Below are 23,367 nucleotides of genomic sequence, written 5' to 3' on the forward strand. Positions count from 1 at the left end.
GCGTCGCTTTTTATCCCAGTGTTTTGGTTACTTTAATTTACCACAACACTGTTTAAACTTTTGACCTGAACCACATGGGCACGGCTCATTACGGCCTACCTTAGGCTCTGCACGGTGGCTAACTACAGCACCTTGTGGCGTTTCGCCGCCAATGTGCTCAGCTTCTTCGTGTTGGTATTCACGTGGTGCATTTTCGCTACGACGATGTTGCTCTTCTACCTTTTCAACATCTTCTTCTGCACGTACTTGAACTTTACTTAAAATACTCACTACGTCGATTTTTAAGTTTTCAAGCATTTCAGAGAATAGCTCGAATGATTCACGCTTGTACTCTTGCTTCGGATTCTTCTGTGCATAACCACGTAAGTGGATACCTTGACGAAGATGATCCATTGCAGCCAAGTGATCTTTCCAGTGTTGGTCTAGGCTTTGTAGCATAATCGCTTTTTCGAATTGACGTAGTACTGAATCGCCCACCATCTCTTCTTTTTGCTTGTATGCTTGCTCAACGGCTTCTTCGATACGCTCACGCAGTTTTTCTTCGTAAAGTTTACTGTCTTCAGCTAGCCATTGTGAAATTGGCAGTTCAATTAAGAAATCTTGCTTTAAGCGTTCTTCTAGGCCTGGAATATCCCACATTTCCGCTAAGCTTTGCGGTGCAATGTATTGGTCAATCATGCCATTAAGAACATCGCTGCGGATTGCAGTGATAGTTTCTGAAATATCGCCTTCTTCAAGTAGTTCGTTACGCTGCGAGTAAACTACGCGACGTTGGTCGTTTGCAACATCATCGTACTCAAGAAGTTGTTTACGTACGTCGAAGTTACGCGCTTCAACTTTACGTTGTGCGTTTTCGATTGCACGGTTAACCCAAGGGTGCTCAATTGCTTCGCCACGTTGCATGCCCAGTTTACGCATCATGTTAGTCATGCGCTCACCCGCAAAGATACGCATTAACGCATCATCCATTGATAAGTAGAAACGGCTCGAACCTGCGTCACCTTGACGACCAGAACGACCACGTAACTGGTTATCGATACGGCGCGACTCGTGACGCTCAGTACCAATGATGTGTAAACCACCAGCTTCGATTACTGCATCATGGCGCTTTTGCCACTCTTCTTTAATCGTTTTGATTTGCTCATCAGTTGGGTTTTCTAGCTTTTCAATTTCGCTGTGCCAGTTACCACCTAACACGATATCGGTACCACGACCGGCCATGTTAGTGGCAATCGTTACTGTGCCAGGTAAGCCCGCGTCAGCAACAATGTCGGCTTCTTGCGCGTGGAATTTAGCATTAAGTACATTGTGCTTAATTTTTTCTTTACGTAAGAATTGCGATAAGTACTCAGAACTTTCGATAGAAATAGTACCCACAAGTACTGGCTGACCACGTTCTTGACAGTCTTTAATATCGGCAAGGATGGCTTCGTACTTTTCTTCTTGTGTTAAATACACAAGATCGGCACGGTCATCACGGATCATCGGTTTATTAGTTGGCATTACAACCGTGTCTAAACCATAAATAGACTGGAACTCAAACGCTTCTGTGTCTGCTGTACCCGTCATACCCGCTAACGTGTCGTATAAACGGAAGTAGTTTTGGAATGTGATTGATGCCAATGTTTGGTTTTCGTTTTGAATGCGTACACCTTCTTTTGCTTCAACAGCTTGGTGTAAGCCTTCTGACCAACGACGGCCTTCCATTGTACGGCCTGTGTGCTCATCAACGATAATTACTTCGTTTTCTTTAACAACGTAATCAACATCTTTTTGATAAAGCTTATGCGCACGCAGTGCTGCGTAAACATGGCTTAATAATGTGATACTTGAAGCTGAATAAAGTGAATCACCTTCTTCGATTAAGCCACGCTCAATCAGTAGTTCTTCAACCTTAATTTGGCCACGCTCAGTTAAATGAACCTGCTTAGACTTTTCATCGATAGTAAAGTCGCCGTCGCCTTCAACGCCTTCTTCGTCTTCTTTTTCTTGCAGCTCAAGTTCTGGCACAATCTTGTTGATTTCGATGTAAAGCTCAGAGCTGTCTTCAGCTGGGCCTGAGATAATAAGCGGCGTACGCGCTTCATCGATTAGGATTGAATCCACCTCATCCACTACAGCGTAGTAAAGTGGGCGTTGAACACGCTCGTCAATGCTAAATGCCATGTTATCGCGAAGATAATCAAAGCCAAATTCGTTATTTGTACCGTAAGTAATGTCGGCACTGTAAGCCACTTTCTTTTGCTGTGGCATCATACCTGGCACATTACAGCCTACGGTTAGGCCAAGGAATTCAAATAATGGACGGTTGGTTTCTGCGTCACGCTTTGCAAGGTAGTCGTTCACGGTAATAACATGAACACCTTTACCCGTTAAACCACGCAGGTATGCAGGCAATGTTGCCGTTAGTGTTTTACCTTCACCGGTACGCATTTCTGCGATACGGCCTTGGTGTAATACCATACCACCTAGTAGCTGTACGTCGAAATGACGCATGCCATTTACACGCTTAGATGCTTCACGTACCACAGCAAATGCTTCTGGTAGAATATCATCTAGGCTTTGTCCGTTATCGTAACGCTCTCTAAATTCTGCTGTTTTTGCTTTTAGATCTTCATCAGAAAGCGCTTCTAATTGCGTTTCAAGCGCATTGATCAGTGCGACCGTCTTTCTTAGGTTTTTAATAGTGCGGTCATTGCGACTACCAAAAATCTTGGTAAATAAATTAGATATCATGATAAAACCGTTACAATATATTCTTTGTTAGCTACTCGTTAGCTAACCCACTTTCTACAATTGATAATTAATATGCGCTTATGCTTATGATGTAGAGCATATTAATTAACAATTTATCTGTACGCTGTTCAAAACACCGCTTATTTCGTGCGCTATCATACCAGAGTCTGCGCAACATCAAACCATCTCAGCGTGAAGATATGGAATTTCAGCAAGAAAATTTAAAAATCAGCCGTAAACTTTAGTTTAACCCCGCAAAAAAACACGAAAATTAAACCACCCGATAGATATGGCGACATTCGAAATAAAATCAAGATGTGGGGTGAAAAAAGGCGATTTGGTTAGTGGTTAGTGGTTAGTGGTTAGTGGTTAGTGGTTAGTGGTTAGTGGTTAGTGGTTAGTGGTTAGTGGTTAGTGGTTAGAACAAAATAAATCCACTTTAATCTCAAGCAAGCTGCGTGATCTAACTTCTAATATCTAACTTCTAATATCTAACTTCTAATATCTAACTTCTAATATCTAATATCTAACTTCTAATTTCTAACTTCTAATATCTAACTTCTAATTTCTAACTTCTATTATAAACCTTCGCGCGAAATAAATTTCACGCCTACAAGTTACTTCTTTCGCCCGTGCAATGCCAAGCGCTCAAGTTTTTCTTTCAGCGATGGCGGTGCATCAGCGGCGATAGCCGTTAAGTAATCAGCTGTTTGCTCGCTCATTTTGCGCTTAGAAACGGGTTTATTGTCGTGTTTTGGTGAGGCTGATAAACGTTGGGTTGCTTGCGGATTCGCTGTTATTTTAATTTGCCCGAGCTCTGCCATACCCGCAGCACGAAAGTGCGAAAGCATATCCATTTTTAAATAATTTAAACGCAGCGCAATAGGCGCAGAAACAGCTTCGATCATTAACGTACCATCACGATAGTTACTTACGCGGCATTTTTTAGACAGTATTTCCCCTAAAAACTCATCAAGAATAGCTTGTTGGCTCGAAAGACCTTGCGTTTTTCCAGCATACGACGCAAGACGGCCACTCAAGCCAGCCATAATATCGCCAAGCGCTTTTGGCGCGTATCTATCTTTTGCCATAATTATCTACCTAAACGGTTTTATTACCTACCAAAGAGAATATACCACCGACCGCCAAGGTAAAGCGAGAATAACAAGATGTAGAACCGAGATACGAGCTAAGAGTACCTTCGCGCGAAATAAATTTCACGCCTACATTAAACCGTAGGCGTTATGCTTGCATGGCGCGTTTGCGCAGCAACATCTTTTATAAGATTCACGGCTAAAGCCCTTCCTACAAGTGATACATATTACACACGTAGGAGGCGTTTTAACGCCGAAAAAGCAAACCTGTTCAGCGACATTAAACAACCAGCTCAATTTAGCTCGCATCTCGCTTTTCGATGCTCGTTACTTATAAACCCTTCGCGCGAAATAAATTTCACGCCTACATTAAACCGTAGGCGTTATGCTTGCATGGCGCGTTTGCGCAGCAACGTCTCTTTTAAAATTCACGGCTAAAGCCCTTCCTACAAGTGACACTCATCTCACACGTGGGAGGCGTTTTAACGCAGAAAAAGCGAACCTTTTCAGGGACATAAAAAACCTTCACGGTTTAGCTGTACTAGCTCGCATCTCGTACTTCGTAACTCGTTGCTTATAACCCTTTCACGGCTAAAGCCCTTCCTACAAGTGATACACACTACACACGTAGGAGGCGTTTTAACGCCGAAAAAGCAAACCTGTTCAGTGACATTAAACAACCGGCTCAATTTAGCTCGCATCTCGCTTTTCGTAACTCGCTGCTTATTTATCTCGTTACTTATAATTTCAAGGTTCAAGCCCCTCCTACGCCGTAAATATTTCTGGTAAACTTTTCCTTTGTTTTTTCACTCTGAATGCGCAATGACACAACACTCTCTAACTTTAATCGTATTGGCGGGCGGACTTGGTAGCCGTTTTGGTGGAAATAAGCAAATTGCTGAGATCCCTGGCCTTAGTTGTACCATTATGGAACTCAGTATTGCCGATGCAGTAAACGCGGGGGTAAGCCAAGTTGTCATCGTGATTAATAAAAAAATACGTGCAGAGTTCGAGGCTACCATTTTACCTCGCTTACCTAAATCACTCGATATTGTGCTCGTAGAACAAGAAATCACAGCGATACCCGCTAAATTTAGCTCTCTAGCCACAACGCGCACTAAACCTTGGGGTACAGGTCACGCACTTTTATGTGCAAAACCGTTTGTTCATAACCCTGCCATTGTGATCACCGCCGATGATTATTACGGTGCTTCATCATTCGAGATTATCGCAGAACATTTTAAACACAACTCGCAGTGGGCAATGGTTGGCTACCCAATTAAAGACACGCTTTCAAAGCAAGGTGGCGTTAACCGAGGGGTATGTAAAGTAGATCAGCAAGGTTATCTTATCGATGTGGTCGAGTATTTAGATATAAAACGTGAGAACAACACGCTTTATGGTAATAACCCACACGGTGAACAGTGCGAAATAGCGAATGATGCACTAGGCTCAATGAGCTTTTGGGGAATTACACCGCGTATTTTTGAGTATTTAGAGAGTGGTTTTTCTGAGTTTCTAGAAGATAATGACAACGGTGTCACAAAAGAGTATTATTTGCCTGACCAAATCCAAAAAGCAATCAAAAACACATTTCAATCAGTGGCTGTCTACCAGGCTCAATCTGCTTGGTATGGTGTTACTTACAGATCAGAGCTAGAAAAGGTTTCAAAAAAGCTTTATGAATTACATCACGGACGAACTAACAACAAGCACACCTGTTCAAATGCAAATTAAAAGTGAATTTCCTATGAAGTCTAACCCAGTTGCAGCGCATTTATCTGAATGTTTTGGCCTAAACAAAGTGGATGTAAGTCTAAAACCAATTGGCAACGGCCACATCAACACCACAATGCTTTTAAAAACAGATGAACATGCGCTAGTTGTGCAAAAGCTCAATACCGATGTGTTTCCACACCCAGAGCAACTGGTCGAAAACGCACGTTTGATTGAACAGCATTTAACAGAAAAACACCAAAAAGGTGAGTATGATTTAGACATTATTCGCCATGTACCCACAATAAAAAATGACTTTTTGGTTGAGTACGATCACGGTGTGTGGCGTGCACTCGAATTTATTGGCGGCAGTTACAGCGAAGATGTTGTTGCAACTATTTCGCAGGCACAAACTGCAGCCAATGCATTTGGACAATTCGCTCTAGCATTGCAAGACTTTGAAGCTGACCAGCTGCATCATGTCATTCCTAATTTTCATAATTTAGCGATGCGTTTTGATGCTTTCAAAAAGGTCATCGAACATGACCCTGCAAGCAGAGTTGCGCTTTGCCAAAGCGATATTGATTTTTGCTTAAACCAATATACGCTAGTCGATGAGCTAAAAGAGCTTGAAGGTAAAATTCCACTTAGACCTTGCCATAACGACACGAAAATAAACAACATGCTTTTTTGTAAGCAGTCAGATGATGCCAAAGCCGTTATCGACCTAGATACCTGCATGCCAGGCTACTGGTTGTTTGATTTTGGTGACATGGTGCGTACATTCTGTTCACCAGAACAAGAAGACTCTACGAATTTAAGCAACGTGCGCGTTCGCGAAGAGATCTTCGCCGCTATCGTAAAAGGTTATGTAGAACCGTTAAAAGAGGTTATTACCGACGCCGAAAAAGAAAGCTTTTGGCTTGGTACAAAAGTCATGACCTTTATGATAGGCCTGCGCTTTTTAACCGACTTTATCGATGGTGATAACTACTTTGCCACCAAGCACGCACACCATAACCTTGAACGTGCCCGCAACCAGTTTGCCCTATACCGCGATATTCTCGCCAAAGAACATACCCTTAAAGCGATTTTAGAGATAAATAAGGGATGAACTGAAGTAGAGGTTAGAGGTTAGAGGTTAGAGGTTAGAGGTTAGAGGTTAGAGGTTAGAGGTTAGCCATCTTCGCGCGAAATAAATTTCACGCCTACATTAGCTCGCATCTCGCTTTTCGTAACTCGCTGCTTATAACCCTTTCACGCGAAATAAATTTCACGCCTACAAAAGATACACATCTCTCACGTAGGAGGCGTTTTAACGCCGAAAAAGCAAACCTTTTCAGCGGTATTAAACATCCTTCACGGTTTAGCTCGCATCTCGCTTCTCGTAACTCGTTGCTTACACCCCTTTCACGGCTAAAGCCCCTCCTACAAGTGATACACATTACACATGTGGGAGGTGTTTTAATGCCGAAAAAGCAAACCTGTTCAGCGGTATTAAACAACCTTCACGGTTTAGCTGTATTAGCTCGCATCTCGCTTCTCGTAACTCGTTGCTTACAACCCTTTCACGGCTAAAGCCCCTCCTACAAGTGACACACATCTCACACGTGGGAGGCGTTTTAACGCCGAAAAAGCAAACCCATTCAGCAATATCAAACAACCTTCTCGATTTAGCTGTACTAGCTCGCATCTCGTACTTCGTAACTCGTAACTCGTTACTATAACCCTTTCACGGCTAAAGCCCCTCCTACAAGTGATACACATCACACATGTGGGAGGCGTTTTAACGCCGAAAAAGCAAACCTGTTCAGTGGTATAAAACATCCTTCACGGTTTAGCTCGCATCTCGTTACTCGTTGCTCGTTATGGTTACCTATGCCTTATCATCCGTTGCTCTAACAACCAATAACCTCTATGCTGAAAACTACCCCATTAATACCGAAGGTATATTATGCATATAAAACACCATGGAGCGGTGAACGGCGTAACTGGCTCATGCCACCAGCTATTCATAAACGACTCGGCTTCTTTACTTGTTGATTGTGGTTTGTTTCAGGGAGAAGAAAGCAAACACGATCTTAATATCGAATTTGATATTTCAACATTAAAAGGGCTTCTTGTTACCCATTGCCACATTGATCATGTTGGTCGTATTCCATATCTACTCGCAGCAGGTTTCAGAGGGCCTATTTATACCTCTTTAGCAAGTGCTAAACTCCTGCCCATGGTGATTGAAGATGCTTTAAAAGTAGGCGTCACCCGCGATGAAAGCATGATCCGCACTTGCCTTAAATTACTTAAACGACAAATTATTGCGATTGATTTTAATCAGTGGCATGTTCTCGATGACTTACAACTAAAAACAAAGTTTCGTTTGCAGCGTGCTGGGCATATTTTAGGCTCAGCTTATATTGAAATTGAACTTGGCAGTAAACCAAATACACATCGCGTCGTTTTTTCTGGTGATTTAGGCGCTCCCTATACACCACTGTTACCTACTCCTAAGCCACCTTATAAAGCTGATACTCTCGTTATTGAGTCAACCTACGGCGATAAAAACCATCAAGGCAGAAAAGAACGAGTAACAATGCTTAAAAAGGTTATTGAGCGAGCTGTAAGCGACAACGGAGTGGTGCTTATACCTGCCTTTAGTATTGGCCGAACGCAAGAGCTGCTATACGAGCTTGAACAAATTATTCATGCCGCGAGTAAACGCTCCATGTGGCATACACTAAAAATTATTGTAGACTCACCCATGGCGGCAAATTTCACTACTGAGTACCTGCACTTTAAAGAACTGTGGGACGACGAAGCTAAAAAAAGAATAAACCAAGGCCGCCATCCGCTCGATTTTAGCCAGTTACATACCATCGACACTCACCAAGAGCATCAAGCACTTATTAACTTTTTAGATTCTAAACAACAGCCTGCCATTATTATTGCAGCAAGTGGCATGTGCAGCGGTGGCAGAATTGTGAATTATCTAGCTCGCTTTTTACCAGACAAAACAACCGACGTCATTTTTGTAGGCTATCAAGGAGAAGGAACACTTGGGCGCGATATTCAAACCTATGGCCCACGCGGTGGTTATGTATTTATAAATAACGAAAAAGTAACCATAAACGCACAAATACACACAATTAGCGGCTACAGCGCCCACGCAGATCAAACCGGATTAATTAAGTTTGTAACCGGTATGCGTAAAAAACCCCGTTTAATTAAAATCGTTCATGGCGATGAACAAGCAAAACAGACATTAGCAAAAAAACTCGAACAGGTTTTAGGAAAAGAAATAGGAATAGGAATAGAAATAGTGGTTAGAGGTTAGAAGTTAGAGGTTAGAGGTTAGAGGTTAGAGGTTAGAGGTTAGAGGTTAGAGGTTAGAAACTAGATTAAAATAGCACAAGGAATTTGTTATGAATTTTGAAAACTTAGATGTATGGAAACGTTCGGCACGGTTAAGTGCAGATATTTATAAATCAACAACTAAGATTAAAGATTTTAGCTTTCGAGACCAGTTAACGCGTTCAGGTTTGTCTGTACCTAGCAACATTGCAGAGGGGGTTAGTCGCGAAAGTTTTAAAGAAAAAAGTCGATTTATCGATATTGCGAGAGCTTCTCTTGCTGAAGCAAGAACACAAATTTATATTGGTATAGAAATAGGCTATATAAACCGAGATGAAGCACAACTTTGGATCAAAGAAACAAAAGAGTTAGGTGCAATGCTAACGGGCCTAAAACAACGCTTTGATAAAAGACTAGAAGCTAGTGGCTCTAACCACTAACTTCTAATATCTAACTTCTAAAGGTCGTTATTTATAACTCTCATACGCTTCTTTCATGCGCGCTAGGTTGTTGTAAATGTAGCTTGCATTTAAGCGGCCTTTATTAAACACCGTATTATCGAGTGTGATTGATGATGTAGGCGCATAAGCTTCATTAAATACCAGGGTATTTACATCATTACCGATACGTGTGCCAACAGAAGTACGCCACGCAGCTTGGCCTTTTAACTGACCATAGCGCGTAACATTCATGTCTTTACGTGGAGTAAGCGGAATGCTAATTGCGACACCTATTTTTTGCGATTCAGTATCTTGATAATATACACCTACGTAGCTGTCACCAAACCAAAAGCGGCTTTCTAGCTTATAGCCACTGTCTTCGTAAAAATAATTACCGCCGGTGGCGTGTAAAGTAATATCGTGTTCTACCCAGTTGTATTGATAAGAAAGCGTTTGATACTCGCGAGTCGCTCTGTAATCAGCAAAATCAAAATAGCCTAATTTTGCACTTACTTTATGGCGACCTTCAGGGCTGAGCCATGCTGTTTCATTAATAATCGCTTTGTAATCAAAGTAATCTTTATAAAAACCTATTTGCGTTTGGTTATAAAAACCAAACGGTAACGCAAAGGTTTGATACAAACTTGCATTTACAATGCCTTCGTCAAGGCTGTAATTATCAAATACTTTACGATCTTCAAAGTCGTCACTTTCTTCAATGATAGTTTGCGCAGCCACATTAATACCCGCTCCTTTCCAAAGCGGTATATCAAGTGTTGCACGTGCACCTACCGAGTAATCAAAAACACCAAACTCAGTAGCGTATGTTGATGAAAGCACTGGGCTTACTGTTAAACGAGGCTTAAAGTATGGGCTTGCTTGTGCTTTACCTGCCCACACAACACCCTCGGGGATACTCGCTCGACCATGTTGAATATTTAAGTCAGGGCTTATACCACGCTCTATAAAGGCACGGTAGTTATCAATATTTCCCTCAATGGCGATTAGTGGTAAATCCGACTTAGATAATTGAACACTAAAGTGCTTGTTTGCAATGCTAACATTTTCTGTAATGCGACCAAGTACAACACCTATCGCGTCTACATTGTTACGGTTAAATACCGAGTTCTCAAAATTAATAAAAATTGTACTGGTGTTAAAACCAACTACCACATTTTCAAAGCCGTCATTTAATAAAGCATCTTTTAATTGCTGAACTTGGTCACCTAAATTTGCATTAGACAGCTCTTTAGGTGCTTTATTAATTTTAGCAAGCGTTAATGCCTTAGGTTGCTCTGCAAGTTCTGGAGCCATGGCAGTATGAATAAACCCTACACCATGGTCATTCACTTTAGCCATTGGCTTAGTGCTAACCGGTGCAACATATGGCGCTGGTTCAACAGGTTTATAATTACTTTTAGCTTCATCAGACAATGGTAGGCTAAAGTTAACACCCCAATAGGTGTCTTTTTCTTCAGAAAAATCGGTACTGCTGTAAAAGCGGCTGGTAAAAGTAAGCTCACCAATATCGTAAAGCCACTTTTTAGGTACTGTAATACGTGCAGCTGCATTTACTGCCTCAGCATCGTACTCGGTTAATACACTAAACCACTCGAGTGGTTGCCACTCAACACCCGCAAAGGCACCGTCCATTTCACCTGTGCGGCGGTCACTGCGGCCAACACCTGCACTGAATCTAAAATCCCATAACTCTTTTGATGCCACTACATAATAGGTTTCGTAGTTATTGGCTGCACCACCAATATCTTTAGCACCGACAGCAACACTAAACCAGTTTTTTGGAATATAAGGTAATTGATACTTAGCGTTAAATGATAAATCACGAATTTGCCCACGCCCCTCGCTAGCAAATAAATTATCGTGCATCGTACTTGATGCTATTTGACCACTGACTTCTAAGCCATCAAATAGCCCTGCTGAAAATATAAAGTTATGGCCATCTACATATTCCCGCCCACGTAAATCTAACTGATTGTTAAAACCAATATCGGCGGTACCTTTTAATTGTGCCTCTGCATTAGGAGTATTTATTAAACCTGTGTAACCAGAGAATGATTGATACGCTTTAATGTCTTCTGCAGCAGCCGGCAAGCTTAATGCAGCAGCACAGCTTAAAAACAAGGTATTAAATTTAGGCATAGGTGAGTCCGAGTTAAAATTATAAAATCCTTAATTAAAGTAAATATAACATTAGAATCAAAAAACAAGAAGATAGTACGAATTAAATAGTGGCGAGTTGCGAGTTGCGAGTTGCGAGTTGCGAGTTGCGAGTTGCGAGTGGCGAGTTGCGAGTGGCGAGTGGCGAGTGGCGAGTGGCGAGTGGCGAGTGGCGAGTTGCGAGTGGCGAGTGGCGAGTGGCGAGTTGCGAGTTGCGAGTTGCGAGTTGCGAGTTGCGAGTTGAACAAGATTTTATTTGGGGAGAGGATAAAACAAGTGGTTAAAAGCTATTAACTAACTTCTAACCACTAAATGTATGTGTGATCTGACTTGTGAAATCTAATATCTAACTTCTTATATTTGAAATCTTTTTGTTAAACCGCTTTAAGGTGTCTTTCTGTAGGGTTAACCATTTGCGTCACAAAATCAGTGAATTCAGCGCCTAGTTTTTCATCGCGCATGCTGTATTCAACAATGGCTTTTAAATAACCCAGCTTATCGCCACAATCATGTGAACGACCACTCATGTGAAAAGCTTCAACTATTTCATGCTTCATTAGCTCGTCGATTGCATCGGTTAATTGAACTTCGCCGCCAGCGCCTGCTGGTGTTTTAGCAAGTATTGGCCAAATAGCTTTCGACAATACATAACGACCAACAACAGCAAGGTTAGATGGTGCATCTTCTGCGCTTGGTTTTTCAACCATGGTTTTAATAGGGGCGCTTTCGCCCGCTTTAATTTTTACACCATTTATGTCGGCAATACCGTATTTGCTCACATCATCAAAGGCGACAGGTTCAAGCATAATTTGGCTTGCTTTAACCGCTTTAAAGCGCGTGATCATAGCTGCAATATTCTCAGTTTTTTGATCTGCCGTATACGCATCTAAAATAACATCGGGCAATACAACCACAAAGTCGTTATCGCCAACAATCGGTTTAGCACACATTACTGCATGGCCCAATCCTTTAGCTTCGCCTTGGCGTACATGCATAATGGTTACATCTTCAGGGCAAATAGAGCGTACTTCATCAAGTAATGTACGCTTAACACGTTTTTCGAGTGTTGCTTCAAGCTCAAAGCTCGTGTCAAAGTGGTTTTCAATAGCATTTTTAGAACTATGCGTTACGAGTACAATGTCTTTAATACCCGCAGCCACACATTCATTCACAATGTACTGAATAAGTGGTTTATCTACTAATGGCAGCATTTCCTTTGGAATAGCCTTAGTCATTGGCAGCATGCGAGTGCCCAGCCCTGCAACAGGAATAACGGCTTTCATAGTAAGTCCTTGTTTGAATTTAATTCTATTTAAATTGAAATTAACAGTTTTAAGCTTGATATAAAATGAATGATTGTTAGGGTACGAGATGCGAACAATATTATTTTGGAATAATAATATTCAAAGAGCAAACCACAAAAACCTTGGGTATTATGTTTGCATGGCACGTTTGCACCAGAAGTTATTTTTTTAATTCGCGGCTAAAGCCCCTCCTACAAGTGATACTTATCACACATTGTAGGAGGCGTTTTAACGCCGAAAAAGCAAACCTTTACAGCGGCATAAAACAACCTTATCTACTTAGTTGTACTAGCTCGTATCTTGCTTTTCGTAAATCGTTGCCTACACCCCCTTCGCGCGAAATAAATTTCACGCCTACATTAAGCCGTAGGCGTTATGCTTACATGGCGCGTTTGCATCGGAAGTTATTTTTAAAATTCGCGGCTAAAGCCCCTCCTACAAGTGATACACATCACACATTGCAGGAGGCGTTTTAACGCAGAAAAAGTAAACTTTTTCAAGGCATTAACAACCTTCTCTACACAAGCTCGAATCTCGCTTTTCGTAACTCGTTGCTTATAACCCCTTCGCGCGAGATAAATTTCACGCCTACATTAAACCGTAGGCGTTATGCTTGCATGGCGCGTTGCGTAGCAATCTTTATTATAAAAAATTATCAAATAAACCTTGTTAATTTTTTAAATTAACTACCTTGCCTTGCTCTGCAAAGTCATTGATATTATGGCTTGATTTTTGTTTAGCATTCCAAACCAGGTCACAAATACCATCGGTTGGGTTAAAGCCAGTTGGTGCATCTAACAATAATTGTCTTATGGTTTCGTGGTCAAAGTTATGACAAGCGATATCAAGCGCCTCTAAAAATACATTTAGCTCTGCTAGAGGCAGCATAACTTCATTTGCTGTCATAATGCGCTCATGCGAGGTTTCGCCTACATTGTCACCAATTAATAGCTCTTCGAACAGTTTTTCACCAGGGCGAAGGCCTGTACACACTATTTCTATATCACCATGCGGGTTGTTTTTATCTTTTACTTCGAAACCAGATAAACGAATCATTTTTGTGGCTAAATCGATAATTTTTACCGACTCGCCCATATCAAGTACAAATACATCGCCCCCTTTGCCCATTGCACCAGCCTGAATTACTAGCTGTGCGGCCTCAGGGATGGTCATAAAAAAGCGAGTAATATCCTGATGAGTTAACGTTATTGGGCCGCCTTCACGTATTTGCCTACGGAACAATGGCACTACCGAGCCACTAGAGCCTAAAACATTACCAAACCTTACCATACAAAACCGCGTGTTATGGTTTTTACCTTTATTTTGGGCCAAGCCTTGCAAACATAGCTCTGCCATACGCTTTGTAGCCCCCATAACATTAGTAGGGCGCACTGCTTTGTCGGTAGATATAAGTACAAAAGTTTCAACTTTGGCATTTACAGCGGCTTTAGCAGTGTAATAAGTGCCAAAAACATTATTGCGTACACCTTCAACAACATTGTGTTCAACTAAAGGTACATGCTTGTAGGCTGCAGCGTGATAAACAGTTTGTACACCAAACGCTATCATTACTGTTTCAATACGGTTAATGCGCTGTACAGAGCCCATAATTGGGATTAGCTCAACATTAAGTTGATTATTAGCTATATACTCTGCTAATTCTTTTTCTATTGAATATAAACCAAACTCACTTAACTCAAACAACACAAGCTTAGTTGGTTTTTGCTTAACAATTTGGCGGCATAACTCAGACCCTATTGAGCCACCGGCCCCGGTTACCATAACCACTTTATTTTTAATATTAGCGGCCAATAAATGTGCTTTAGGTGCCACACAATCGCGACCTAATAAGTCTTCTATTTCAACATCTCTAAACTCAGAAAGCTTAGCTTTACCCTCTATTACATCGGCCATACCTGGAATAGAAAGCACTTTAATAGAAAGCGGCTCAAGCTGCGCTAAAATTTGTTTACGACGCGCTCTACTCTCACTAGGCATTGCCAGTAAAACCTTACTTACTTTACCTCTGTTAATTAGGTCGTAAATATCTTTAAAGGCAATAACAGGAATACCTTGAATAATAGAGCCCTGCTTTGTTTCGTCGTCGTCTATAAAAGCGCGAACAAAGTACTCAGGCCCAGCGCCTAACGCTGTGGCTAATTGGCGACCCGACGAACCCGCACCGTAAATAATAACCGACTCTTTATTTGCTATTGTTAATTTACCAATCATCGCACGTACAACAATACGTGCCCCCCCCACTGTAAGTAAGCACAGCCAAGCAAAAATAAACGGCATAGTACGCGGTATTTCTACACCAATAAAAAAAGCAAAAAGTACCAAAGCAATCGTGCTAATAAGGGTGCCAATTACAATTGCCCATAAAGCTTGCGAGTTCATATAACGCAGCACTGCACGATACAAACCTAAATTAATAAAAATAAACAGTGCTGTTGGCACAAGTAGTAAAAGCAACATCCAGTTGTCTGCTTTGCTAAGCGGTGCAATGCTATCGAGCCTAACTATTAACGCAAGCCAAAACGCTGATATTATAAATAGCGAATCGATAAAAAGAGTAATAATGCGCTTAGTTGCACGCGAAGAGTTTAAAATAGAGCGAATAATATTATCCACAACAAGTTCCCTGTCTTGTTTTTGCCGATTAACATACCAACCTAAGCTGACTGGCTGCTTAACAGTTGTTAAATTTTCATGAATTATAGCTGAACCAAATGAATCTAGCCACCAAACTAATACAATATCATTAGCTATTGATTTTTATAAAAATTTGATTTAAATCTTGGGCGCGAGTCCTCTTGCACCTCAGTGGCCACCTAAACTTTGGTTACTATTTAACACGATCACCGCTCCCACTCCCCGTTACCGTCATTAAAATATATTTAAAATAACTCGATAGAGTAAGGGTGTCGATCATTTCACGATCCGTTTTTGCGAGGAGTTCTGGGGTAGACATATCGATCTCGTTTACTTGAGCCAAACCAGTAATACCTGGGCGGACAGAGTAAACATTTTTAGCTTCGCGTGCTAGTGTTAGCTCTTCTTGGTTAAATAAACCTGGGCGCGGGCCAACCAAACTCATTTCACCTTTCAGTACATTCCAAAGTTGTGGTAACTCATCTAACTTTGTTTTACGCAAAAAACCACCAAAAGGTGTAATTGAGGCTGTACTTGCTAAGTGGCTGGCAACAGAAGCTGTATCAACCTTCATTGTTCTAAATTTAACAAGAGTAAATGGTTTTTTATGTCGCCCTACACGCTCTTGTGTAAAAATTGGAGAACCTGTATCAAACAGGCCTATAACGTATAAAATAACTAAAAATGGTAAAGCTATAAGCAAACCAAATAAAGCAAATAAAAAGTCGAGTAAACGTATCATTTATATATCCATTATTTTCTTGTTAAGAGCGTTTAGCAGCAAGTCTGAAGCCATGTTCAACTGAATGAGGTGGCTCCCAACCTAAAGTGTTTTTTGTATGCGTTATATCTAGCTGCAGGGAGCCAGTTAATCTATCAATCACCGCATACTTACCCAGTAGTTTACCAGCTAATTTAAAGCACCAAACTGGCACAGGTAATGCTAAATTAGGTTTATTTTGTACTTTAGCCATTAATGCAACCATTTCAGCTGTTGATAAATCGTGATCATCGCTTGCTAAAAATACTTGATTAGCGGCACTCGGATGGCGTATGCACACTTGTATTAAATCGACTAAATTATAAACTGATATTAAGCTTCGTTTATTATTGTTAATTAGCCTAAATGGTAACGGAAGTCCTTTGCTAACTAACTTCATTAATGAAGCAAAATTAGCCTTAACACCTTCGCCATACACAAGCGGAGGACGTATAATTACTATTTCCATACCTGATTGCTTGCCAAGCTCTAACAATTGCTGTTCAGCCTCTGCCTTTGATATACCATAAGGATCTTCAGGTGCAGGGCTATCACCTGCACAGAATGGTGATCTATTTGTTGTACTTTCACCATTAACTTTTATTGAACTCACAAAAACAAAGCGCTTGACCCCTGCTTCTACAGCTTGTTTAGCTAAGTTGAGTGTACCAATACTATTTACAGCTCTAAAATCAGTTAAAGGATCCGCTGAAGTATCATTCATTATATGCACACGAGCAGCTATATGAATTACGCAGCTTACACCTTGCAGTGCTTCTTTATAATTCGAATTCGCGTCTATGTTATGTTTATGAACATTGCCTAAATCAGACTCTTTTCGGCCAAGAAGCTTGATTTTATATGACTTTTTTAACTCTTTACAAAGCAAACCACCAACAAAACCTGAGTAGCCAGTTACTAATAAACTATGCATTTTGGCCTCGGTAAGACATGATTGATTCAGCCATTTCATTCATAATATTTGTACGAGTATATTTCTTTATAAATAACTCTCTATTTGATTGCTCAAAGTTCAATTTATTTAGTGAATTAAATGCAGCTTTATGATCGCTAGGAAAAAAAACTCCAGCATTAACTACTTCTTCACCTACAAACTTAGCCGCATAACCATTGACTCCTGCAAGTATTGGCTTACCAGTAGCTGCATATTCAAACACTTTAGATGGCAGAACTTTTTCAAATGCTGGGTAATCATTTAAATGTAAAAACAAAACATCTGCTTGTGCATATTCTTTAAGTAATTGCTCTCGGTTTACAGGAGGGTGAAACGTTACATTTTTAATGCCTTCGCAGCTATCAACAAGCGCTGGTTTACGCCCACCATCTCCAATAATCTTAAAGTGATATTTTGGGCCAGTTAACATTGCAAGCTTTGGAACAATTGTATTTAAACCTTGCCCTTCGCCTATATTACCGGCATATAACACTGTTTTTACGCTATTTGAGTTCTCAGAATTTTGTTTTGTGTGTTTAAAGTTTAAAAATTCGTTATCAATACCATTCGTAAAAAATGAGTATTTGGGGGTTTTGTAACGGCTTAAAAAATAGTCTTCGAACCCTTTTGATACAAGGTTTATATGCTCTGCATTTGAAAAAGTATATTTTTCTACCACAGTTAACAAAGGTTTCATTATAAATGCCAATTTAGGGTTCAATACATCCTTAATCGTATCTACAAAAATGTCGCGTATATCTAAATAAAGCGGTAACTCCTTATTTTTCGCGATTCTTGCTCCTAAAAAAGCTGTAAATAAACGTGAGCTAGTAGCAAAAACTAAATCATATTTTTTATTCTTTGTAAGCTTTTTAGCTTGTTTGTAATAAGAAATAAATGATTTTATTTGGTCGAACATCCCACTTTTATGAGACGGTAAATAAACTCGTTTAATGCAGACATTATCACTTTGTTCATGCTCCAAAGCGCTGGCTTCAAAACTAGCATACCGATTAGGCATAGTTGTAATTACATCAATTTCAACATTACTCTTTTGCTTTAGTTGTTCGACTAATGCTGTAGTCCTAAATGAGCCTGCACATAGGTCTGGGGCATAGTAAAATGAGAGTACTAATACTTTCAATGTATTTCCTTTCTAAACTCTATTTTTGTAATTAAATGGCCATCGACAAATGGTATACGTATTTTTTTATTTGCAATTGTTTTACCGAATTCAGGGTGCCAAGTACTCTCTTCCAATACTACATCATGTGAGCTCGTAAAGAACAAACTTTCACCATTAGTCAATTGAAGCTTAATTATTTTTTTACCTTCCTGTATCACTTCAACATTCGGATGAATATGCAGATTAAACTCCGCCGGTGTTTTATGAGATAATTCATCAGTTACTATACAAATAGTTTCAGAAGCATTTATGGTGCGAGTATGAGTAACTTTTGGTTTTAATCGCTCATATCCATCGTGACAAGCTGATAGGGTCACACCAGAAAAGTCACAATCTGATTTTAATAACTTTGTATATGCTCTACGGGCTACACGAAACCCAGACCAAACCTCTGATGAACTAACATCGCTAACAACAACAGTATTGTGTGCGGCGGTTTCTCTTTGCCGTAAACGTTCACGACTTACACCATATAAAGAAGTACCCGAGTTAACAAAAACTCGTTGTAAACCTACTGAAAATTCGAAACTTAAACTATCGGCATGTGCATGCCCTGGAAGGTAGTCAGGTCCAACATTAGCGTGATCGAATATAAGAGTGTAATTGTCATACTTAACACGACTATAACCACTTGTAGAATTGGTTATTAAAGTCTTTCCCGAACTAGAATAATTAATGCCAAGCTTATTGGCATAGTTAAAGATATCTTTTGGTGCCGGAGCAATGCCTATAGCAGCGTCATTAAAAAAGCTAATTTCTCCATCGGGGTGGATCATCGAAACTAACCAGTCAAGTGCAACTTCTGCAAGACTGGACCAGCTTTCTAAGCGCATTATTAATTTACTGTTTTGGCTAACATTAGCTAAGTCTATAAGCTCAAGCAGATCCCATAGCAAAATTTCATGGTACATAGGAGATAGCTCGAAATGAGCTCCATCGACTAAAAACTGCTCTTTAAGCTCTTTATCAAGTACCTTTAAGCCTAAATCTAAAAAGTGATCAGCCTCTTGACCTTGCAAATAAGTTCCAACAAAAGTTAAAGCTTTAGCATTGGCAAATAAATGATTACCGAGAATATGGTATTCTAGCTGCTGAGATAAAGCGCTTGCTTGTTGTGCAATACTATTAAGATATTTTTGTTCTACGTTATCTTTTTTACTAAACCATTTTACCCAATTAACTAACCTTAAAGACAAAGGATATGGCTCCCAACCATTACCTAAACAAGGAGGATTCTCACTAATCCATTTATTGATAAATGCGTAATGTAACTCCTCTCGTTCTTTATATGTATTTGAGCTTAAGTCATCAAAATAATGCAGGTTATATAACCATAGCTTTTCACGTAAAGGGTTATTCCAATCCGCCTTTTCAGCTATAACAGCTTCTTCATTTAAAAAGAGGACTTTATTATTGGCAAAGATACATTGCTTCATGAGAGATAGCCCCCCCCAATGCCAATTATTGCAACTTTCAACAGTATGATACGTTACTTTTGGCTTCTTTAATTTATAAAGAGCCCTAAAATAAAACTGTTCATATCTAAGATATTTAATAGTGTAATAAAAATTAGAAAACTTATTTATCAAGCTCATGAACTTTCAAATTCACCTTTCCAGAGACGGTTTTTATAGCTGAAGGAATTTGTTTGAACTCAAACTGAATTCCAACATTAGTAGAGTCAAAATATTTTTCTGCTTGCTTAGGATCTAAATGACCGTCAGCAACGTATAAAATTGTCGCAAAACCTCTATGCTCTTGAAATACTTGTATTGTCTTAGAGAAGTTAAAGAGTTCATGATGTCGACCAAAAATCAATCCTGTCAAAGGTATTTTCTTGCCCGTAATATCTTCAATAAATTCACCACTTCGGCCTTTCTTCATGCAGAATGAATCAAGAACCCCATCAATAATTATTGGGTCAGAAATTTCATCCTCTGTATTGTACCGAATAAAAGGAGTTGCAAACGAATTATAAGAAGTACCTATAAGCTTAGAATCACAAGTCTCTGCAAAACCATAAGTTTGCATTGTTTTATAAAGAAAAGGAGTATCATCTTCATATGCCATTATGCACCTTTCAGAGTGACCATAAAATGCTTGAGATTTAACTGAAAAAGTACTTTCAATAAATTCTCTCCAATGAGGATGCGGATGCTCCGAGCTGAAAAAAACACCACGGAGTTTACTTTTAATAAGCTTTAAAAGCTGTGATTCGCCCGAACAAAAAACTGCAAACTCATAAATAGCACTTGGATAGCCGTGTAGGTACTGTATATTATTATTCTTAAAAACCTTATAAATCTTATTAGTGCACTTATTGTAATCACTATATATATCCACACTAAAAGAATTTCTTAACGGGTCATACTCTATAAAGTCAGAAATATTACTTCTTCCATGAAAATTCATTTTAAAAGTGCTTTGCTTAAAACCAAGCAGTGACCACATTTTATGGATATGAGCCCACTCATGCCCAATTGCCTGCGGAGATGTAAAAAAGTAAAAAGGCTCTCCTGTACTTCCACCTGTATTTGCTAAAGCTCTTCCAGGTTCCTCATAGCTAAGCTCATCCAAACTAAAACGCTTTAATATTGATTTTGATATAACTGGCACATCTTTTATATCTTCAAAACTTCTAAGGCTGTTGATATCATAGCCTTGCTCACTATAATATTTTTGGTAAAAGGAAACATTCTCATAAGCATGCATAGCTATCTTTTTGAACCTTTCAAAAATAAACTTTTTACGCTCATTATAATTAAGTTTTTCATATAACTTTATATCAGCTTGCCCCACATTATAAGAGGAGGAAATCCCCGGCCTAATTGAATATGGAATAGTCGAAATTATCTTCCCAAGAGAGGGGCCTATTGGGAGTTTATTGAAATTATTCTTTAATAAAAAAGTCAACTTGCTCATTTCAACCCCACTCTTACTAGCCAATTTATACCTAGAGTCCTAAAATAATTGAATGCATTCTTAAAAAGTATGCTGTATTTATTATTATTTGAGAAGTATACAGGTATTAGCTTTTTGTGGTGCCTTTCACGTTTAAAAAAATTATCATAGTCAGAAAAAGACATTCCTTTAAAAGGAGACAGTTCATTCAATGTAACGGAACTATCTAAAGGTTCTGAAAATAAGTACTTAACTTCGGAAGTTTCTGTATCGTTCTCAAAAAAATGGCACATATGATCTCCAGATAAACTGTATTCAAACGCCAATTGTAAGTTACAAAAATCAGGAAACTTCAATTTTCCATTAACAAAAACATTTTGCTCAAAAAGCCAGTTTCCAATACTATAAATTATTGGTTTTCCTTTATATATTTCATAACCCTGAACTCTATGAGGGTGAGCACCTACGATTAAATCGCAACCAAGATCAATTAATTCAAATGCTAACCTACGCTGCGATGGCATTGGATATTTTTCTAATTCATAATCCCAATGAAATAATATGACAACCTTTTTATTCGGGAATTGTTGTTTATATTTCAAAAGCTCACTTTTAACATGAGTTTCCTTTAATGGGTTAACACCTGGTTTTCTTTTTGAAGCACTAGGACACTCAATAACAGACCAACCAAACGTCAAAACAATTAACTCATTCATTATTAATGGCTTAGAGGCATCTTCAAGACATTCCCCAGCACCAAAATATGGTTTTCGAAGTTTCTTTAAGTTGTTTAAAGTTTCACTAATATCTTTGTTATCAAGAATGTGGTTGTTTGCTAAATTAAATGAAACATCCAAATTTTTATAATATGAATCAATGCATTTGAACGAATTTACAACTAACTTATCTGATAAGTATTTACGAGTATCCGTAACTAAAGCACCTTCTAAGTTAACAATAATAGGCATATCTAAAAACCAGCTTGGAGCAGTGAGTCTGATACCTTTTTGACCCGATAAAGAAACATCTCCTACAAAAATTAAGGAATCCTTGCTAATTTGCACGTTGTAAATCCCCAACTTGGTCTATGAATTGCTTTGTTAATTGTGTAGAAATGTAATTTTCATTAAAAAGTGAATAGCAACACTCAGACATTTCAGAATACTCACTAAAACTAACGGATTTAACACGGTTTAGTAGCTGATGAAAACTATTTACATCATTGGGTTTGCAAAGAAAACCAGTTTCACCCTCGATCACTATTTCAGGAATGTACTGCCAGCATGTTGACAAAACAGGCACACCAATTGAGTAAGCCTCTAATATAACACCGGGGTATCCCTCACCAAAATGAAAAGTAGGCAGCGCTAAATAGTCAGCATTTTTGATTAATGTATATATTTTTTCAGATGGGACTGCACCTAGATAATTACAGTTACTCAACTTACCCATAGCATCTAGGAGGCAATCATCAACACTAGGACCTACAAATTCAAAAGAGATATCAGGAAAAAGTTTAGCTGCTTCAAGAATTACGCCAACTCCTTTGTCCTTCTTAAGTACACCTACAAATACTATCTTATTAGAAAACTTCGATTTGACGATTCTATTACCAATAGCCTTCCTAGAATTCGCATAGTGCTTAATGTTTGAATCCGGAAATTTCTTTGCGAAAAAATCAACAAGTCCATGGGTCTCAAAATATATCAAATCTGCATTTTTTAAAACGAAACTAACTAACATTTTTTTTACAATATTTGAGTTAGTATAATATTTATCAAACTGTCCACCAAACATTCTGAAAACTGATTTTTTAAAAAAAAGCTTACATAGAATAATAATAATTGGTGCTATGAACGTAGCTCCACCTTTACTTACATGAATTGAATTAATTGAGCATTTAAAAAAATTAATAATAAAATTAAAAAAAGAGGATATCGAAGCGTTACTTAATGACAAATCAGACTTATACACATCATAACCACTATCTAACTCCTTTATTTCATTATATAACTGCTTCACTAAAATTGTAGTCCCTCCTTCAGGAGGTGGGAATGAAGCAATAATATTTAGCTTTACTTTTTTATCATTCAA

Annotated in this window: 17 protein-coding genes; 5 read left to right on the forward strand and 12 right to left on the reverse strand. The window is 39.1% G+C overall.

What is annotated here, in order from left to right; translation table 11 throughout:
- Positions 1-27: 27 nt before the first annotated feature.
- Positions 28-2,736, reverse strand: a complete 2,709-nt coding sequence (secA, locus tag D0907_RS14685) for a preprotein translocase subunit SecA (RefSeq protein WP_036973239.1) — start codon at positions 2,734-2,736, stop codon at positions 28-30.
- A 617-nt stretch (positions 2,737-3,353) separates the two neighbouring features.
- Positions 3,354-3,827: a DUF721 domain-containing protein gene (locus tag D0907_RS14690; RefSeq protein WP_075593942.1), complete on the reverse strand. Its 474-nt coding sequence runs from the start codon at positions 3,825-3,827 to the stop codon at positions 3,354-3,356.
- A gap of 825 nt (positions 3,828-4,652) precedes the next feature.
- On the opposite strand from D0907_RS14690, the gene D0907_RS14695 reads away from it, so the two are divergent.
- From D0907_RS14695 to D0907_RS14710, 4 genes are all read left to right on the forward strand, one after another.
- The gene (locus D0907_RS14695) at positions 4,653-5,567 is read left to right on the forward strand and encodes an NTP transferase domain-containing protein (RefSeq protein WP_118844670.1); all 915 of its coding nucleotides are present in this window, start codon (positions 4,653-4,655) and stop codon (positions 5,565-5,567) included.
- Between the two features lie 13 nt (positions 5,568-5,580).
- Positions 5,581-6,660, forward strand: a complete 1,080-nt coding sequence (locus D0907_RS14700) for a phosphotransferase enzyme family protein (RefSeq protein WP_118844825.1) — start codon at positions 5,581-5,583, stop codon at positions 6,658-6,660.
- Between the two features lie 840 nt (positions 6,661-7,500).
- Positions 7,501-8,877 carry an MBL fold metallo-hydrolase RNA specificity domain-containing protein gene (locus D0907_RS14705; RefSeq protein ID WP_118844671.1) on the forward strand — a complete coding sequence of 459 codons (1,377 nt, stop codon included), beginning with the start codon at positions 7,501-7,503 and terminating at the stop codon, positions 8,875-8,877.
- 88 nt (positions 8,878-8,965) lie between these two features.
- Positions 8,966-9,334: a four helix bundle protein gene (locus tag D0907_RS14710; RefSeq protein WP_118844672.1), complete on the forward strand. Its 369-nt coding sequence runs from the start codon at positions 8,966-8,968 to the stop codon at positions 9,332-9,334.
- Between the two features lie 27 nt (positions 9,335-9,361).
- Here the strand turns inward: D0907_RS14710 and D0907_RS14715 are convergent, their stop codons facing one another.
- Positions 9,362-11,494, reverse strand: coding sequence for a YjbH domain-containing protein (locus D0907_RS14715; RefSeq protein WP_118844673.1), 2,133 nt, complete (start codon positions 11,492-11,494; stop codon positions 9,362-9,364).
- An 89-nt stretch (positions 11,495-11,583) separates the two neighbouring features.
- Here D0907_RS14715 and D0907_RS21065 point away from each other — a divergent pair, with 89 nt between their 5' ends.
- Positions 11,584-11,796 carry a hypothetical protein gene (locus D0907_RS21065; protein WP_162898058.1) on the forward strand — a complete coding sequence of 71 codons (213 nt, stop codon included), beginning with the start codon at positions 11,584-11,586 and terminating at the stop codon, positions 11,794-11,796.
- 90 nt (positions 11,797-11,886) lie between these two features.
- On the opposite strand, the gene galU is transcribed toward D0907_RS21065, so the two are convergent.
- The 9 genes from galU to D0907_RS14760 form a co-directional block, all read right to left on the reverse strand.
- Positions 11,887-12,795 carry a UTP--glucose-1-phosphate uridylyltransferase GalU gene (galU, locus tag D0907_RS14720; RefSeq protein ID WP_118844674.1) on the reverse strand — a complete coding sequence of 303 codons (909 nt, stop codon included), beginning with the start codon at positions 12,793-12,795 and terminating at the stop codon, positions 11,887-11,889.
- A 690-nt stretch (positions 12,796-13,485) separates the two neighbouring features.
- Entirely contained in the window at positions 13,486-15,450 is a 1,965-nt protein-coding gene (locus D0907_RS14725; protein WP_118844675.1) for a nucleoside-diphosphate sugar epimerase/dehydratase, read from the reverse strand.
- 214 nt (positions 15,451-15,664) lie between these two features.
- Positions 15,665-16,213, reverse strand: a complete 549-nt coding sequence (locus tag D0907_RS14730; RefSeq protein WP_118844676.1) for a sugar transferase — start codon at positions 16,211-16,213, stop codon at positions 15,665-15,667.
- 22 nt (positions 16,214-16,235) lie between these two features.
- Positions 16,236-17,165 (reverse strand): UDP-glucose 4-epimerase family protein, encoded by a 930-nt coding sequence (locus tag D0907_RS14735; RefSeq protein WP_118844677.1) that lies wholly within the window; start codon positions 17,163-17,165, stop codon positions 16,236-16,238.
- A complete protein-coding gene (locus D0907_RS14740) occupies positions 17,158-18,330 on the reverse strand; it encodes a glycosyltransferase family 4 protein (RefSeq protein ID WP_118844678.1) in 1,173 nt (390 codons plus the stop codon). The genes D0907_RS14735 and D0907_RS14740 overlap by 8 nt, the downstream gene beginning before the upstream one ends.
- Positions 18,327-19,967, reverse strand: a complete 1,641-nt coding sequence (locus D0907_RS14745) for a heparinase II/III family protein (RefSeq protein ID WP_118844679.1) — start codon at positions 19,965-19,967, stop codon at positions 18,327-18,329. Before D0907_RS14745 ends, D0907_RS14740 begins: the two co-directional genes overlap by 4 nt.
- Positions 19,951-21,294 carry a phenylacetate--CoA ligase family protein gene (locus D0907_RS14750; protein ID WP_118844680.1) on the reverse strand — a complete coding sequence of 448 codons (1,344 nt, stop codon included), beginning with the start codon at positions 21,292-21,294 and terminating at the stop codon, positions 19,951-19,953. Before D0907_RS14750 ends, D0907_RS14745 begins: the two co-directional genes overlap by 17 nt.
- The gene (locus tag D0907_RS14755) at positions 21,291-22,337 is read right to left on the reverse strand and encodes a CapA family protein (RefSeq protein WP_118844681.1); all 1,047 of its coding nucleotides are present in this window, start codon (positions 22,335-22,337) and stop codon (positions 21,291-21,293) included. The genes D0907_RS14750 and D0907_RS14755 overlap by 4 nt, the downstream gene beginning before the upstream one ends.
- The gene (locus D0907_RS14760) at positions 22,327-23,367 is read right to left on the reverse strand and encodes a glycosyltransferase family 4 protein (protein WP_118844682.1); all 1,041 of its coding nucleotides are present in this window, start codon (positions 23,365-23,367) and stop codon (positions 22,327-22,329) included. The genes D0907_RS14755 and D0907_RS14760 overlap by 11 nt, the downstream gene beginning before the upstream one ends.

The organism is Pseudoalteromonas lipolytica, assembly GCF_003515105.1.
Classification (GTDB): Bacteria; Pseudomonadota; Gammaproteobacteria; order Enterobacterales; family Alteromonadaceae; genus Pseudoalteromonas; species Pseudoalteromonas lipolytica.